The 17743-nt window shown below is 36.3% G+C and carries 15 protein-coding genes; 7 read left to right on the plus strand and 8 right to left on the minus strand.

What is annotated here, in order from left to right:
* Positions 1–139: 139 nt before the first annotated feature.
* From AC1RFD_RS11000 to AC1RFD_RS11030, 7 genes are all read right to left on the minus strand, one after another.
* Positions 140–1801 (minus strand): hypothetical protein, encoded by a 1662-nt coding sequence (locus tag AC1RFD_RS11000; protein WP_492474898.1) that lies wholly within the window; start codon positions 1799–1801, stop codon positions 140–142.
* Positions 1802–1944: 143 nt separating this feature from the next.
* Complete coding sequence (locus AC1RFD_RS11005) at positions 1945–2118, minus strand: YjfB family protein (RefSeq protein WP_081011007.1); 174 nt, start codon at positions 2116–2118, stop codon at positions 1945–1947.
* Between the two features lie 135 nt (positions 2119–2253).
* The gene (gene yihA / locus AC1RFD_RS11010; protein WP_016991869.1) at positions 2254–2835 is read right to left on the minus strand and encodes a ribosome biogenesis GTP-binding protein YihA/YsxC; all 582 of its coding nucleotides are present in this window, start codon (positions 2833–2835) and stop codon (positions 2254–2256) included.
* Positions 2836–2839: 4 nt separating this feature from the next.
* Positions 2840–5164 carry an endopeptidase La gene (gene lon, locus AC1RFD_RS11015; protein WP_048395119.1) on the minus strand — a complete coding sequence of 775 codons (2325 nt, stop codon included), beginning with the start codon at positions 5162–5164 and terminating at the stop codon, positions 2840–2842.
* Between the two features lie 230 nt (positions 5165–5394).
* Positions 5395–6666 carry an ATP-dependent protease ATP-binding subunit ClpX gene (clpX, locus tag AC1RFD_RS11020; RefSeq protein WP_492474899.1) on the minus strand — a complete coding sequence of 424 codons (1272 nt, stop codon included), beginning with the start codon at positions 6664–6666 and terminating at the stop codon, positions 5395–5397.
* A 682-nt stretch (positions 6667–7348) separates the two neighbouring features.
* Positions 7349–8638 carry a trigger factor gene (tig, locus tag AC1RFD_RS11025; RefSeq protein WP_048395116.1) on the minus strand — a complete coding sequence of 430 codons (1290 nt, stop codon included), beginning with the start codon at positions 8636–8638 and terminating at the stop codon, positions 7349–7351.
* A 119-nt stretch (positions 8639–8757) separates the two neighbouring features.
* Complete coding sequence (locus AC1RFD_RS11030; RefSeq protein WP_492474900.1) at positions 8758–9741, minus strand: hypothetical protein; 984 nt, start codon at positions 9739–9741, stop codon at positions 8758–8760.
* 213 nt (positions 9742–9954) lie between these two features.
* Here AC1RFD_RS11030 and AC1RFD_RS11035 point away from each other — a divergent pair, with 213 nt between their 5' ends.
* The 7 genes from AC1RFD_RS11035 (at position 9955) to AC1RFD_RS11065 (ending at position 17229) form a co-directional block, all read left to right on the plus strand.
* Positions 9955–10419, plus strand: a complete 465-nt coding sequence (locus AC1RFD_RS11035; RefSeq protein ID WP_103118506.1) for a hypothetical protein — start codon at positions 9955–9957, stop codon at positions 10417–10419.
* Between the two features lie 240 nt (positions 10420–10659).
* A complete protein-coding gene (locus AC1RFD_RS11040; protein ID WP_259948300.1) occupies positions 10660–11502 on the plus strand; it encodes a DUF2785 domain-containing protein in 843 nt (280 codons plus the stop codon).
* Positions 11503–12328: 826 nt separating this feature from the next.
* Positions 12329–13234: a cytochrome aa3 quinol oxidase subunit II gene (qoxA, locus tag AC1RFD_RS11045; protein WP_221680900.1), complete on the plus strand. Its 906-nt coding sequence runs from the start codon at positions 12329–12331 to the stop codon at positions 13232–13234.
* Between the two features lie 61 nt (positions 13235–13295).
* Entirely contained in the window at positions 13296–15239 is a 1944-nt protein-coding gene (gene qoxB, locus AC1RFD_RS11050; RefSeq protein ID WP_048395108.1) for a cytochrome aa3 quinol oxidase subunit I, read from the plus strand.
* Between the two features lies 1 nt (position 15240).
* Positions 15241–15840 carry a cytochrome aa3 quinol oxidase subunit III gene (qoxC, locus tag AC1RFD_RS11055; RefSeq protein ID WP_016991860.1) on the plus strand — a complete coding sequence of 200 codons (600 nt, stop codon included), beginning with the start codon at positions 15241–15243 and terminating at the stop codon, positions 15838–15840.
* Positions 15840–16124 (plus strand): cytochrome aa3 quinol oxidase subunit IV, encoded by a 285-nt coding sequence (gene qoxD, locus AC1RFD_RS11060; RefSeq protein WP_004226585.1) that lies wholly within the window; start codon positions 15840–15842, stop codon positions 16122–16124. Before qoxC ends, qoxD begins: the two co-directional genes overlap by 1 nt.
* A gap of 247 nt (positions 16125–16371) precedes the next feature.
* Positions 16372–17229 carry a DUF6612 family protein gene (locus AC1RFD_RS11065; protein WP_048395106.1) on the plus strand — a complete coding sequence of 286 codons (858 nt, stop codon included), beginning with the start codon at positions 16372–16374 and terminating at the stop codon, positions 17227–17229.
* A 61-nt stretch (positions 17230–17290) separates the two neighbouring features.
* On the opposite strand, the gene AC1RFD_RS11070 is transcribed toward AC1RFD_RS11065, so the two are convergent.
* Positions 17291–17710: a universal stress protein gene (locus AC1RFD_RS11070; RefSeq protein ID WP_281216101.1), complete on the minus strand. Its 420-nt coding sequence runs from the start codon at positions 17708–17710 to the stop codon at positions 17291–17293.
* Positions 17711–17743: the final 33 nt, after the last annotated feature.

The following is a 17743-nucleotide window of genomic DNA, read 5'->3' on the forward strand; positions in this document are numbered from 1 at the left end:
TTGTTTCTAATACCACTAAAAAAATCTGCTTGTCTTGCGAATGTATACACAATTTAGCCTATTCGAAGTAACTTCCTCATCTTTAGATTATGAAACATATTCGCATAAGACTCGCAGATTTTTTAGTTTAATATTCATGCTAATCTACCAAAATAAAATGAGCTTTAACAAATCGATCTGATAATACAACTAAACGATCAGATGGCTGTAAGTCAGAAGCTTGAATCACCTTACCTGCTTTAATCAGTGTCGCTTGGTCAATATTCATATTAACCATTTCACCCGCTTCATACCAACGACCATTTTGCCATTGACTAACACTCTTGACATTAATGACTGCAGGATACGTAGATTTCACAGACTCTAGTTTCCCTGCAAGCATTAGAGGGGCAACAGGTTTAGCCTTGTCTAAAATATGAAGAGCTTGTACATGGCCTTCCTTCACATAGAAATAACCATAATCTCCCTCAGATAAGTAAAGTTCAATATCTGGCATGACACTATATGTTTTATTGCCGTCATCTACCATAGCTTTCGTTGAATTACTAACTGACAGTACAGTACGATCTGCTTTCTTGAAAACATTTGATTCAATCTTCATCGCATCGTCAATTTCAATTACATATCCATCTGCTTGAGATAAGCGTCCATAATATAATTCATGACCTGCAAGATTAGGTGACATGAAGCTATCACTTGTAACTTGTATTACTTGGGCATAGTGATCACGAGTAGCACCATCAGCCACGACAAAAGCAGTACCATATGCCATAAGACCAGTAGGTTCAATTAATCGTCCATTTCGAATTAAAATTGTTCCATTATGGAAATACATTGTTCCTGCTGTTTTCAGTTTCAGTAGTTGGTAATCTGTATCAACAGACAGCATAGGTTCGTAATATGTTCTTTCATTATTTTTCAATACGACAATTTTCTCGATTACTTCCTTACCAAATTGTTTAACGGTCGCATAGTATGCTTCGCTACCTATATAATTTTTCAGCTGACCTTTCTCGACTTTCGTATTCCCAACATAGATTGGTACTTTGGATGTAAAAGGCATAGTTGAAAGATCATTTGTTGTTTGAGAGCCAAATTGCCAGTTAACAAAGGCATGTTGATTTTTCACGGTAAGCTTGTTGGCATTAGGATTGACCGCTTGTATCTCGCCTTTATATAAGTTTTCAACGAGCGTACCTGTTTCACTGATAGCTACCTTTGATATGACTGAGGAAGTTTTATTTTTGAAACTTAATTTAACTCGATCCCCAACGTATAAAGCACTAATATCTGTCGCAGAAGAACCTTTTTGATAATTGGTTTCTTTGTTTAAATAGTATGTCGTTTCTGCGCCAACATCTGGTTTTACCATGATAAATAAACCATTTGGATCAATACTCGTTACGACACCAGCAGTTGTTTTACCGTTACTGCTTTCTGTTGATGGTACATTTGTTTCTGTTGGTGTATGAGAGGTACCGCGAAGTTCAACAACACTTCTGAGAGAAATTTCAGCCTCGACTTCCATCCCCATCTTAAAACCCTCAATCGTTGTAGACGTATTATTAATATATAATCTAGTATTTTTATTAATATTAAACGTTACTGTTCGTCCACGATCATTTTCCAATGTAATTTTACTAAGTTGCTTTTCTATCGTACCATCAGGCTTCGTATATTCTGAAAACGTTACATCAACAAATGTCCCTGTCACTAGTTGGGCTGCTTTAGCAGATTGATTAAAGGAAAAACCAACTATCATCAGTAACGTAATCATCAGTATGTATAAATATTTTTTCAAAAAACCTGCCTCCTTACTAATTATTAGTATATCGTATTATTGGTAGTTTTTCTTATTCGAAAAGTTACATTTTAGGCCTTCTTGAATTTATTTCTAAAAACAAAAGTTGAGGTAGCTTTTAACTTCAAGCTACCTTGCCTACTTCATACTTGAATATCAATTGTATGTCCGGCTGTTGGATGTGGAGCATCTAACATTTCAACTAACTGTTCTGTATTTTGCTGTTGCATTTCCATTGCCTGTTTCGTAACAGCTAAAGATACATTTTGCATAAGTGTTGCTTGGTTCATTGCCATCGATAAAGCTGCGATATCCATCTAGTCCACCTCCTATCTAATTTATCGGACAAATAGTTTCATCATCAAGTATTTTCCCTAATTTTCTACACCACTCGATTGAAAATACAAAAACATCTATTGTCCTAACGGTTTAGATACAATAGATGTTTTTTATTACATTTTATTTTCGATTGTTTTCCAAGCTTCCTCAAAGCCAAGACCCGTTTCTGATGAGAAGACAATAAGTGGATCACTTTTTTCCATCTCCAGTGTCTCTTTGACAATTTTCTTATGTTTATCCCATTTACCTTTTGGAATTTTATCTGCCTTCGTTGCAATGACAATGCAAGGAATATTGTAATGCTTTAAAAAATCATACATCATACGATCATCAGCTGTCGGAGGATGTCGCAAATCTATAATTTGTACGACTGCTTTTAACTCCTGGCGTCCTGTAAAATAGCGCTCGATCATTTTTCCCCATGCCTCACGCTCTGTTTTAGAAACCTTTGCATAACCATACCCTGGAACATCTACAAAAAATAGCTGTTCTTCAATCTTATAAAAGTTAAGGGTTTGTGTTTTACCAGGCTTTGATGAAATACGTGCTAAAGCTTTACGTCCGATCATTCGATTTATGAAGGAAGACTTTCCTACATTCGAACGACCTGCTAATGCAAATTCTGGCAGTCCATCTTCTGGATATTGGTCTGGTCGTACCGCACTAATGACCATTTCGACATTATGGACTTTCATTTTTTTAAAAACCTCCGTCCAGCGCATAGGCTAAAACTTCATCAGCCGATGTCACTAGTTTAAATGTTAGTTGCTCACGTACACTATCAGGAATATCCTCTATATCACGTTCATTATCCTTTGGACAAATGATTGTCGTTAATCCTGCACGGTGAGCGCTTAATGTTTTTTCTTTTAAGCCGCCGATTGGCAATACACGGCCACGCAAGGTAATCTCACCTGTCATACCTACCTCGCGGCGAATCGGGCGATGTAGAATAGCCGAAACGATAGCTGTTGCCATTGTAATACCAGCTGATGGTCCATCTTTAGGTACAGCGCCCTCTGGTACATGGATATGAATATCATGAGTATCAAAAAATTCTGCATCCACATTAAGGTGTTCCATCTTCGTACGAACATAGGATAAGGCTGTTTGAGCCGATTCCTTCATTACTTCACCAAGCTTACCAGTTAGTTGTAACTTCCCTTTACCTGGTGTTAAAGAAACTTCAATTTGTAATGTATCTCCACCAACTGTTGTATAAGCAAGTCCAGTTGCGACACCCACTTGATTTTCCTTTTCAGCCTGTCCATAGCGGAAACGATGTTTACCGAGTAAATCTTGTAATGATTTTGAGCTAACCGTTACGCGTTTTTTCTCACCAGATACAATTACTTTGGCAATTTTACGGCAAAGCGTAGCGATTTGTCGTTCTAAACCGCGCACTCCTGCTTCCCGAGTATAATAACGTATAATATCAGTCACTGCTTCATCTTTGATTACCACTTGTGTTTTTTTCAAACCATGTTCTTTAAGCTGCTTTGGTATGAGATGATTTTTTGTAATTTGAGCTTTTTCGATTTCAGTATAGCCTGCAATAGAAATTACTTCCATACGATCTAATAATGGTCCTGGGATGCTACTTAAATCATTGGCAGTTGCAATAAATAACACATTAGATAGATCATATGGTTCCTCAATATAATGATCACTAAATGTATTATTTTGTGCAGGGTCTAAAACTTCAAGCATGGCTGCTGCAGGGTCACCTCTAAAATCATTCGACATTTTATCGATTTCATCTAATAAAAATACTGGATTAATGGTACCTGCTTTTTTCATTCCTTGAATAATACGTCCTGGCATTGCACCAACATACGTACGTCGATGTCCGCGAATTTCCGATTCATCTCGAACACCACCTAAAGAAATACGAATAAACTTACGATCTAAACTTTCGGCAATGGAGCGAGCTAATGATGTTTTACCAACACCTGGAGGCCCTGCTAAGCATAAAATAGGTCCTCGCAGTGAATTTTTTAGCTGACGTACTGCTAAATATTCTAGAACACGTTCTTTGACTTTTTCTAATCCATCATGATCTCGGTTTAAAATATTTTCAGCATGGGCAATATTCATGCGATCCTCTGTAGCATTTGTCCACGGTAATGAAATAAGCCAATCAATATAATTGCGAATAACACCGCTCTCTGCACTAGCTCCAGGTATTTTTTCATAGCGATCTAATTCTTTCAGTGCTGCTTCCTTTGTTGTTTCTGGCATACCAGCTTCGTCGATACGCTTCCGTAATTCCGCAACTTCTCCAGTTTTCCCTTCGCGATCTCCCAGCTCCGTTTGGATAGCTTTCATTTGCTCACGTAAATAATATTCCTTTTGCGTACGCTCCATTGACTGCTTTACTTTGGAATTAATCTTCTTTTCTAGATCCAATACTTCCTGTTCATCATGCAAGCGAATAATTAAATGATCTAGTCGTTTTTTAACGCTTAGCATTTCCAATACTTCTTGCTTGTCGGCAATTTTAAACGGCAAATGAGAAGCAATAATATCAGCTAAACGGCCAGGCTCTTCAATATCCGTTACAGTATTGATCGTCTCAGTTGTAATTTTATTGGAGGATTTTGCATATTTTTCAAAATACGTCAACAATGTCCGCATCAATGCTTGTGTTTCTACATCTTTTTCTGTTGACTCCTCTTTAATCTCAATATCGACAACCGTATACTTCTCTAACGCACGATAGTTTTTCCACGTTGCACGAGCAACTCCTTCTACAAGGATACGTAACGTGCCATTTGGTAATTTAAGCATTTGTTTGACATAAGCAATTGTACCAACTGAATACAAATCTTGCTCTTCAGGTTGTTCATCGTGCATTTCTTTTTGTGTTACCAATAAAATCATCTGGTCCTCTAACATTGCCTGCTCAAGCGCCGCTACAGAACGATTTCTACCCACATCAATATGTAACACCATCGATGGGAATACTAAAAGTCCACGCAAAGGCAATAATGGTACATTTGTTGTTTTTTGTATTGTCACCATGCGGGCATTCACCTCCGTCAAAATTTTCATGTTAACATCCCGCGCTACTAGTATGTGTTTAAAAAGTTGATTCACACTAGATATTGAAGCGAGCCAAAAATTTCTTCAAGTTACAGCTGGCTTTATGTAGGAATGAATAAAAAGCTGACTGTCGATATGTGCGAATATTGCACAATCGAAGTCAGCTAATTACTCTCTATCTCACAACGGTAGACAGCCACGTCTATTCATTATGCTGAAGTTTTAGTGTCGCTACCTTCATCGAGTTCAGTGCCATCTTCAAGAAGCAATTTCGGTTTTTCTTTATCCGTAATTGTTTTTGCTGTAATGATACATTTTTTTACGTCTTCACGTGAAGGTAATTCGTACATTACATCAAGCATTGTTGACTCAATAATTGAACGAAGACCACGCGCACCTGTTTTACGTTCAATTGCTTCCTTAGCAATTGCCACAAGAGCATCTTCATCAAATTCAAGCTCAACGCCATCTAATTCAAGCATTTTTTGATATTGCTTGGCTAGTGCATTTTTCGGCTCTGTTAAAATTTGTACTAGTGCTGTTTCGTTTAATTGCTCCAGACTCGCAAGTACAGGTAATCGACCAATGAACTCTGGTATTAAACCAAATTTCAATAAATCCTCAGGAATCAGCTTGGACATGATAGAACCTTCATCTACATCTACTTTATTCGGATCTGAACCGAATCCTATTACTTTTTCACCCTGACGTCGTTTAATGATGGTTTCAATACCATCAAATGCACCGCCAACAATGAAAAGAATATTGGTTGTATCGATCTGTAAGAATTCTTGATGAGGATGTTTTCGTCCTCCTTGTGGTGGAACACTTGCAACTGTTCCTTCAAGAATTTTTAGGAGTGCCTGCTGAACACCTTCGCCGGAAACATCTCGTGTAATAGATGGATTTTCCGACTTACGTGCAACCTTGTCAATTTCATCAATATAGATAATCCCTTTTTCAGCGCGTTCGATATCATAATCAGCTGATTGGATTAACTTTAATAAAATATTTTCAACGTCCTCACCAACATAACCTGCTTCAGTTAAGGAGGTAGCATCCGCAATAGCGAATGGAACATTTAAAATACGTGCTAACGTTTGAGCTAATAAAGTTTTACCGCTACCAGTTGGGCCGATTAACACAATGTTCGATTTTGCTAATTCAATATCATCAATTTTACTATTCGTATTGATACGTTTATAGTGATTGTAAACTGCGACTGCCAATGCTTTTTTAGCACGCTCTTGTCCAATTACATACTCATCTAAAATCGTTAAGATTTCTTTTGGTTTTGGAATATCTTGGAATTCGATTTCCTCTTCTACACCTAGTTCCTCTACAACGATCTCTGAACAAAGCTCGATACATTCATCACAAATATAAACACCTGGACCTGCAACTAATTTACGCACTTGTTCTTGTGGTTTTCCACAAAATGAGCATTTTAAATTGCCTTTTTCATCATTAAATTTGAACAATATGTTTCACCCCTATTCAAGCAACAATCTTACAAGATTATTGAACCTTTATCAAATAAATTGTCTGCATCATTTACGCCTCAGTAATTATGCATGTGTAGATTATAACGCATCGTCATGTACTTTACTTCATTTGTCTTTCGAAGCATGCTATAGGAACCTGCTTACTTCGCCACCTTATACTGCTATAAAGTTACATTTATTCACTTCCGACACACTACAAACTACTGATCTCTATTTATAAATCTACTACATTCATCAACCAAGGGTATATCACTCAAAAAATAAATTTTATTTAGTTAGAACCTTTCTGAATGAAGTTAAGTTTAGCATCGTATCAATTTCGCCTTGACTCTAATAGCGCCAGGACTTCATCTAAATCCTTGCCGCCTGCCAGCAGGCACTATCTTCATTCAGTCGTGGTTTAAACACACACTAAAAAGGTTAAAAGGCTTACAGCTCGCCATCTATGTGAGATGGGAGTTTTTTGTACCTGACATAATACTTTGGATACAAAAACATCTGCTGAATGAAGATAAAAACTAAAACAATACTATGTATAAGTGAAGTATAAAGTGAATTAAATGTTAAGGGGACTGATTGCTAAGAGTTTATGTGATAAAACAAGGCACGGATGAATGCCGTACCTTGTTTTTTTTGGGCTATCTAATTACACAAAATCTTATTCAGTAATTTTAGCGTTTTCTACTAAAAATTCAACTGTTTTTTGGATTTTGATGTCATTTTCAAGTACTGCTGTTCCACCTAAAGCACTTGTGATTTGATCTTTTGTCATGTTAAATTGAGCAGCCATTTTTTCTAATTCTGCTTCAATATCAGCTTCAGATGCTTCAATTTTTTCAGCTTCAGCAATTGCTTCAAGTGTTAATGATACACGCACACGGCTTTCAGCTTCTTCTTTCATTTGGCCACGTAAGTCTTCTTCTGATTGACCAGAGAATTGGTAGTAAAGGTCTAGATTCATACCTTGCATTTGTAAACGTTGACCAAATTCTTGTAACATACGATCAGTTTCAGAGTTGATCATACCTGCTGGTACTTCAAAGTCCGCATTTTCAGCTGCTTTTTCTACAAGCTCATCACGAAGAGCTGCATCTGATTCTGTTTCTTTTTGAGCTGCAGTTTGTTCTTTAATTTTAGCGCGTAAAGCTTCAACGCCTTCAACTTCTGGATCTAATTCTTTTGCAAATTCATCATTTAACTCAGGAAGAACTTTTGTTTTAACTTCTTTCACAGTTACTTTGAAAGTAGCTTCTTTACCAGCTAATTCAGCTGCATGATATTCTTCTGGGAATGTAACAACAACATCTTTAGATTCGCCAGCTTTAACACCAACTAATTGCTCTTCAAAACCTGGAATGAATGAACCTGAACCGATTTCTAGTGGATAGTCTTCACCTTTACCACCTTCAAAAGCTTCTTCGCCAACGAAACCTTCGAAGTCGATCACAGCTGTATCACCTTCTACGATTGCTTCGTCTTCTTTGATTTCAAGCTCTGCTTTACGAGCTAATTGATCTTGAATTTGTGCATCTACTTCTTCATCCGTTACTTCTACTGGAAGTTTAGATACTTCTAGACCTTTATAGTCTCCTAGCTTTGGTTCTGGTTTCACTGTTACTTGTGCAGTGAATGTGAAATCTTGACCGTGTACAAAGTTTTCTGTACCAGCGATTTCTGGGTAATCAACTGGCATAATTCCAGCTTCATCAATTGCTTTTGCATAAGATTCAGGAACGATGATTTCTAATGCATCTTGGTATAGAGATTCGATACCAAAACGTTGTTCAAACATTTTACGAGGCATTTTACCTTTACGGAAACCTGGTACGTTAATTTGTTTTACAACTTTTTTGAACGCTTGGTCCATTGCTGCGTCGATTTCTGCAGCAGGTACTTCGATTGTAAGAGTACCGATATTACCTTCTTGTTTTTCCCATTTTGCTGACATGTATAAATACCTCCAAATAAATAATCAAGTTTAAGATGTTAGACAATTCATTCGTAACTACGATTTTGACAACCATTTTAGTATAACATAGATGTGTATAGTTTCAACTTATTTCATACCTAATGTAGTTCTGTTAGCTTTTCTAACATTTGTAAAAAGCCAATGATTTCATAGTCCATTTCTTGTACATTTCCAAGCATCGCTAAGACAAAATCAATATAACTATAGGCAACATCATCTGCTTCGAACGGGTGCCATTCAAATGGATACGTTACAATGGCATGCTTTGCCATTAAATATTGTACCATTTCCAAAGTCGATGGGTCTTGTTCTAGCTTCACTTCTAGTATATTTTTTATTTCTCCATACTGCGGTAGCTGGTTAGGCAATACTAATTCAGTAGGATTAACAACTTTGGTTTGATTAAATTTGGCTACTGTAACATTGATAGCTACTTCTTGTTCTACTAATAATATAAGTGCTAGACTCTGGACAAACGGATGGATCGTGGAACATTCAATAATCTCTTTCAACGGCTCTTTTAATTGTCTTACATTTGTATCCATAAGTCGATGTAAGCGAATGGATTGCTCATTTGGACTAAGTGCCCTAAATTTCTCAAGGTCATATTCTTGTTCTTCTATTAAACGTTGTGCATTTTCTTTTTTTTCTAGATTCTTAGACACTTCACTATTCAAATTTTTTAAGCGTTCAAATTTTTCAATTTGATCCTGAGGCAAAACATTTTCTTCAAGTAGCGTTGAAATTAATGACTCTACTTGATGGTATTCTTTTAACTGCATGCATACGGTAATGTACAATTCCATGATTTCTACATAAAATGACGTACCCATTGAAAATAATTGCTCACAAACATCCTTTGTCTTGCTATAGTCCTTTAATTCATACAAAGCGAAAGCATAAGCACTAAGAGCAAATTCATCCCCAGCTTCGTACACAAATGCCTTTTCAAAGCTTGCCACCGCTTTTTCATACTGAAAATTTTCAGCAAACATATGTCCTTCACGTATTAATGTTTGGACAGCGCCCGGAAAAACAACAACATTGTCATGTTTAATGACATGACGCTTTCTTTTTGTCATTTTTCTCACCTCATTATTCTAATTTTTCATTTCTGCTATTTACTAAAAAAATCCAAGTTTCTTGTTTTTAACAAAAAATTATTGCTTTTGCATTCATATTTTGTAATAAATTGTATTATAATTAGAATAGTCTAAAATTTATCACAATTCGCAGACGCTTCCCCTTTGTTGTCTGCATCAAGAAAATCAAGTTCTTAACAAGGAGTGGAATCCATGCAATTACTTGATACAATTACAGAATTTGATCATTGTATCTCATCTGCATTCGAGGCATTATCGATTAAAGTCATTTCAATTTCTACAACGGACGGCCCTTTTCAAGATAAGCCGATAGAATTTGAACTTTTAACACGCACCAAAATAGATGTCTACACACAAGAAGCCAGCACCTATATTTTAAAAATTCAAGGGTGTATTCCTGGATCTATTGCACTTGGTCATCAAAACGAGTCTCTTTCCATTATTCCTCAAAAAGTAAACATTGAATGTAACTACAAGCTGCTACATGTTGATAAAAAAGATATGCAGCAGATTTTACAACATCCTGAACCAAATCGTCACTATAGTGAATGGCTCATTGATGCAATCAAAAATGCCAATATTCTTGTCGAGTTAAAGACAAATCAACACACGCTCACTGAATGGCCAATTGGCATTAAATCAGCAGTCATTATTTAGCTAGACAAAGACATACTTAAATAGGTATGTCTTTTTTATTGTTCACATTTTAGTTTTACCATTTTATTGCGTTTCTATCATAACAACTTTCTATAGTTTCTGGAAATAATATTGTAAAAATTATGTTTTAAAGAAGACATTCTAACTGTGCTTGATTAAAATGAAGGTTTCAAATTTATCCCTTCGAAATGAAATGGCGCTATAATATAAAATACAAAAATAAGTTGGGGGCTTTTTTACATGGATATTAAAGAAACATTACAGTCTTTTTCTACAATGACACTGTCTGAGCGTCAGACATTTATGTTCCAACATAGTGATTGGCTATTACAGGAGATGTTAGCCCATATTGGCTCAGTTGATGCCGAATTACGAGACCAGCTCATTTATCGCACCTTTGTTGATTTACTAAGTGATAATTTATTGAGTTCTCAACAACTTCAATATTTGTTTGATACAGTTACAGGTGAGGATTTTTTATATTTACATATCGGAGATAAAACAGAGGATAGTGTCTTTACTCGTTCTTTTTCTGCTTTACTAGTTGCAGGTCTTCTTGCAAAGGACGCTGAATTACTTGTTTTAAGAGATGAAGACCTACAAGTGTTCTTTAAAAAAATTGGCCGTTATTTGTTATTAGAACAGGATATGAGAGGATATGTTCAGGGAAAAGGATGGGCACACAGTATTGCACATGGTGCAGATTTAGCTACAACAACAATAAAACATCCAAAATTCGATTTACAGTATGCACCATCCATTTTACATGCATTAAAACTTGTCACTTGGAAAGAAACAGTCTTTGTTAACGATGAAGAGGAACGTTTAATTAATATAGTGGATGCATTATTGCTTCAAAATTACTCAGAGGAAGCACTGATCGAATTTGTTGAGCAGGCTTTTGATAAATTTGAAATGCATTTAATGACACAAGGTTATAATGAGCTCTTCTTTAGTGGAAGAACTTGTACCTTAAACTTTATGAAAACACTGTATTTTTCTTTGAAAATGAATAATAAAGCTCCACAGCTTCAAAATACGATTTATGGACAAGTAGCCAAATGGCTGAAGCTTGGTGATTGACAGGTAATTTTAAAAATGCTGAATTACACCGCTTAATTCTTGATAACATAAATTTTTTCTAAAATACTAGCAAACTAAGAACTGGCTTAGTTTGCTTTTTACTTTTCAAATAAAACAAATGAAGTAAAAATATGGATATTAAAGAAAACCTGTTATTATATTAACATAATTAATATTTCACTCCATTTATTCCCTCCTCGCTCATTCCTTTCATTGAAAATTCAACCTATTGTTTCCATAAAACGTCATTGCATCTACTCCTTTTTTGGATAAAAGGCAAATAAAAAATCCCAATAGGTCTGGTATGACAATGATTTTATTACAAAACAGCGTCTAAAATGTGAAATACCATTTTTCACATTTTAAATTATTTACTTAGGTAAACATCAGGAATGCAGTATTTTCAACGTTTCCACAGTGTTTAATAAATAAAACCTATAAATACCAATACTAAAATAACGATTTTTGTTCAAAAAATGTTCAAATTCAATACCGCTATACTATCATTTTCATAACAAAATTATGTTTTTTCTTAAAAACAGGGCGTATAATCCAATGTGCAAACAACGAGAGATTGTGACAATCGTAGTTAACCAAGTATGTATTTAAACGATTGCGCAAATCATTGATTTTGCTAACGCTTGCATCAGATCAATCAACACTAGATTTTATGTTTCATATTGAACCATGCCATTGTAATTTCTTATGTTGTTGATTGATACGCCAAGATAAAAGAGGTGACCTCAGTATCAACTATTTGTAAATGTGACACTGACAAAAAACACATGAATTTTATGAATAGCCGTTCTATAGAAAGGAGTCAAACATGAAGAAAAAATTAAGTTTAATGTTAGTAGCATTGAGTGCGATTGCTCTTCTTGCTGGATGTGAACCATTAACAGTGTTCAATCCAAAAGGACCTAATGCTGAAACATTATCAAACACAATTATCTTATCCATTATTACAATGGCCTTTATATTGCTAGTCGTGTATGTGCTTTTAGCCTTTATGCTTACAAAATATCGTGCATCAAAAGCAGCTGCAGATTATGAGCCTCCTCATGAAGAAGGAAGTCATCTGCTTGAAATTACATGGACAGTAATTCCAATTATTATCGTAGCATTTTTAGCTGTTGTGACAGTAAGAACAACATCTACAGTAGAAGCTCAACCAGCAGGTTATGACGATAAGGAGCCTTTAGTGATTTATGCATCATCATCAAACTGGAAATGGCACTTTAGTTATCCAGAAGAAGGTGTTGAAACAGTTAACTATGTAAACATTCCGGTGGATCGTCCAATCGAATTTAAGCTTTACTCATTTGGTCCAATTACAAGTTTCTGGATTCCTCAATTAGCAGGTCAAAAATATGCTATGAGTGATATGTTAACAACAATTCACCTTGCAGCAGATGAAGTTGGTTCATTTATGGGACGTAACTCTAACTTTAATGGACGTGGCTTTGCAGAAATGGAATTTGAAGCACAATCTATGACACAAGAAGACTTCGATAAATGGGTTGCTGATGTTAAAGCGAAAGAGGCACCATTAACAGAAGAAAAATTTGATGAGCTTTTAGAGGCAGAACATGTTGGTCGCCAAAGCTTCTCATCTACACACTTAGACTTTAGACCAGCTCCAATGGAACATGGCAAACACATGAATATGGATGAAATGGATCATGGGGACATGTCTGAAGAAGACATGAATAATGAACATTCTGGTCATTAATTTGATTTTATCGTTGAACGAATCGAGACATTAATTTTTAATTCTGAAAGGAGCGCATCCAATGAGTATGGAAGAATTATTCCATCCAATGCAAGAACCGATGATTTTAGCGGCAGCTATTAGTATCGTAGTTGGTGCAGTGGTTATCGTAGCAGGCCTTACTTATTTCAAAAAATGGGGCTATTTCTACAAAAACTGGCTATCAACTGTTGACCATAAAAAAATCGGGATTATGTATATCGCAGTAGCTTTATTAATGCTATTCCGCGGTGGTATCGATGCACTATTAATGCGTGCACAAACAGCCGTTCCAGATAACGGACTTCTTGATGCACAACACTATAATGAAATTTTCACAACACACGGTTTATTAATGATTCTATTTATGGCGATGCCATTTGTTATCGGCTTAATGAACATTGTCATTCCACTTCAAATCGGTGCACGTGACGTTGCTTTCCCACGTCTAAATGCTGTCAGCTTCTGGCTATTTGCAGCAGGTGCTGGTTTATTAAACTTATCATTCATTATCGGTGGTTCACCAGACGCTGGTTGGACAGCCTACTTCCCTCTTGCAAGTACGGATTTTAGTCCGACTGTAGGGAATAACTATTATTCTTTAGCCCTTCAATTATCAGGTATTGGTACTTTAATGACAGGTGTTAACTTTATCACGACGATCATTAAAATGCGTGCTCCTGGTATGACATTAATGAAAATGCCAATGTTTTCTTGGTCAATTTTAATTACAAACATTATTATCGTATTCGCGTTCCCAGTATTAACTGTAGCGCTTGCTCTTATGATGTTTGACCGTCAATTCGGCACAAAATTCTTTGCGATGCAAGACGGTGGTATGGATATGCTTTGGGCCAACCTTTTCTGGGTTTGGGGACATCCTGAGGTTTATATCGTTATCCTACCTGCTTTCGGTATTTTCTCAGAAATCATTGCAACATTCGCACGTAAAAACTTATACGGTTACAAATCAATGGTGATGAGTATGGTGGTCATTTCCCTACTATCATTCGTAGTTTGGGCCCACCACTTCTATACAATGGGTCATGGTGTAATGGTAAACAGTGTTTTCTCTATTACAACAATGGCAATCGCCGTTCCTACTGGGGTTAAAATATTCAACTGGCTACTCACAATGAGGCACGGGAAAATTCAATTTACAACACCGATGCTTTATGCACTTGGCTTTATTCCTATCTTCACAATTGGTGGGGTTACAGGGGTAATGCTAGCGATGGCAAGTGCTGACTACCAATATCATAATACGATGTTCTTAGTTGCCCACTTCCACTATGTATTAATTCCAGGTACAGTATTTGGTGTCCTTGCAGGTTACCACTACTGGTGGCCAAAAATGTTCGGTTTCCGTCTAAATGAAAAATTAGGGAAAGCTGGTTTCTGGTTTATTGCCATCAGCTTCAACGTAACGTTCTTCCCACTATTCATTTTAGGTTTAGATGGATATGCTCGTCGTATGTACACTTATTCTGAGTCTACTGGTTATGGTCCATTGAACATGTTATCGTTCGTTGGTGCTCTAGGACTTGCAGTCGGCTTTGCATTAATCGTCTACAATATTTACTATAGCTGGAAGCATATGCCTCGTAATGAAAAGGCAGATGTTTGGGATGGTCGTACACTTGAGTGGGCTACTCATTCTCCAGTACCAGAATATAACTTTGCCGTAGTGCCTACCGTTACTCGCTTAGATGAGTTCTGGTTCGCGAAAAAAGAAGGTCGCGATATTACTGCAGGTACAATCGAAAAAATTCACATGCCAAATAATACAGGCACACCATTCTGGATGAGTGGATTCTTCTTCCTTGCAGCATTCTTCGCTGTATTTAATCTATGGATTCCAGCCATCATCAGTATGCTTGGTGTATTTGGCTTCATGATCCATCGTTCATTTGAAAAAGATCATGGTCGTTACATTTCAGTTGAGGAAGTAATGGCAACTGAGAAAAGCTTGAGAGGTGATAAATAATATGAAAATCGATTCTTCACTTCCATTAGAATATAGTACAGAGGAAAACCGTCTAAAAATCTTTGGTTTTTGGATTTTCCTTGGCGCCGAAATCGTGTTATTTGCCACTTTATTTACTGTGTATTTCACACTTCATACACGTACAGGTAGTGGACCAGATGGTGCCGAGATTTTTGAATTAACTCCCGTTCTATGGGAAACATTCTTATTATTAACAAGTAGTTTCACAATTGGTCTTGGTGTTCATGCAATGCGTATTGGTCGTAAAAAAGCGATGATGACATTCTTTATCATCACTCTATTACTAGGCCTTGGCTTCTTAGCTATTGAGATTGATGAATTTGTCACATATGTACACGAAGGTGCGACGATTCAAACAAGCGCATTCTTATCGTCATTAATGACTTTACTTGGAACGCACGGTGCCCACGTAACATTTGGTTTCTTCTGGGGCGTAGCTATTTTAATCCAAGTAGCGAAACGTGGCTTAAACCCACAAACGGCTAATAAAGCGTTTATCTTCTCACTGTACTGGCATTTCCTAGACGTTGTTTGGATTTTCATCTTCAGCTTCGTCTACTTGAAAGGACTGATTAGCTGATGAAGGAATTATTCCCAAAACAACATGTGATGGGCTTCGGCTTCTCACTATTACTAACAATCGTAGCTTTAGCAGTTGTAAAATTTGATATGTCTCTTAATATGGCATTTGGAATTTTACTAGTAACTGCTCTTGCACAGGCAACTGTACAATTAGTATTATTCATGCACATCGGTGAATCTGAAGATAAAAAAACGTTATATACAACAATTTTATACTCAGTATTCGTAGGTGTTGTGACAATCATTGGTACATTATTTGCTATGATCTGGGGTTATAATTGATCCATTACACTATGGTGTAAGCAAAAGGCTGTCTGTACTTATCGTCCTTGTACGATAAGTTCATGACAGCTTTTTTGTTTTATCCCTATTCATTTGGTAATTATCGCGTTTAAAGATTACAAAAGTAGGAGTAATGTTATTTTTTTAATAAAAAAGTAGTTCTTTTCTAACAATTTATGAAACTTTTCCTTTTTTAGTGCGTATAGTAGTAGATAGTGTTTTTTACCAAGAATAGGAGATGAAAGTAATGAAGAAAATTTTTAAAGTATTAGCAGTCGGAACACTAGCGTTGACACTTGCCGCTTGTAATTCAAGCGCTACGCCTACGAAAGACACAACTAATAAAAGCAAACTCACTTTAGAACAAGTGTATGACAAAGCAGTAGATCGCCAGGCTGATATTCAAAGTGCAAGTGCTAAAATGGATATGACACAGGTGACAAAGGTTGGGTCTGGTGAAGAAGCAATGGAGTTTTCAATCGACTCCAAAATGGAGATGGATATCATCGTTGATCCACTTGCAATGCATTTATCAGGATCTATGACAATGCCTGATATGATGAATGAAGGTAAAGAAACAATGGACATGCCAATTGAAATGTATATGAAAAAAGATGCAGGCTTATTTATGAAGGATTCGACAACAGATAGCTGGTTAAAGCTCCCTGATGAGAACTTTGATGCTATATTAGATCAAACGGCGGCTTCTGCTGATGCGAAGGAACAGCTAGAACAATTGAAAAAATTCATTAAGGACTTTACATTTGAACAAACGGATGATGAATACGTCCTTACATTAGATGCAAAAGGCGATAAATTCAAAGAACTAATCGATTCTGAGATTAATAAGTCTATGCAAGAAATGGGTCTAGAAGAAAATCCAATGGATCAACTATCAATTGAAAAAATTAACTACGTACTACACATCGATAAAGAGACTTTCGATACGAACAAAATGGATATGAATTTTGACTTAAAAATGGCCGTAGAAGGTGACGAATTGTTAATGAATACAAAATCAGTCGTTACGTATACTGAATTTAATCATCTAAAAACAATCGATATACCTCAAAGCATTATTGATAACGCTCAAACATTCCAATAAAAAAAGAGCCTGCTTGTCTACTAGCACAAGCAGGTTCTTTTACTCTCAACTATTTTAACAACTAACGAACAATCAACACATCACAAAGCGCATGACGTACGACTTTCTCTGCCACAGAGCCTAACATCATTTTCTCCATACGATTTAATCCAGTTGCACCGCAAACAATTAAATCAACCTGAGGTAACTGTGTTAAAATGCCTTTTGGTGAACCTGTTTCTACAATGGATTCGACCTCTTTGACTCCTGTCTGTAATGCCTCTTTTTCTAGCTTTTCCATTTTAAGAATGTTTTCCTTCTTCAATTCCTCGGCATATTTTAAGTCATATGCTGAAACTGCTCCAAACGATTTTGTATCAATGACATTCACCAATTGCAAAATAGCATTGTGTTCCTTTGCTAATTGATTCGCTCTATCCAATGCTTTTAATGATTGTTCTGAGAAATCAATTGCTACTGCGATCTTAAGATAGTTTGCCATGTTTGTCCTCCCCATTCATCCTACCATTCCATG

It is taken from the genome of Lysinibacillus sp. GW823-FHT02G10 (genome assembly GCF_058797135.1).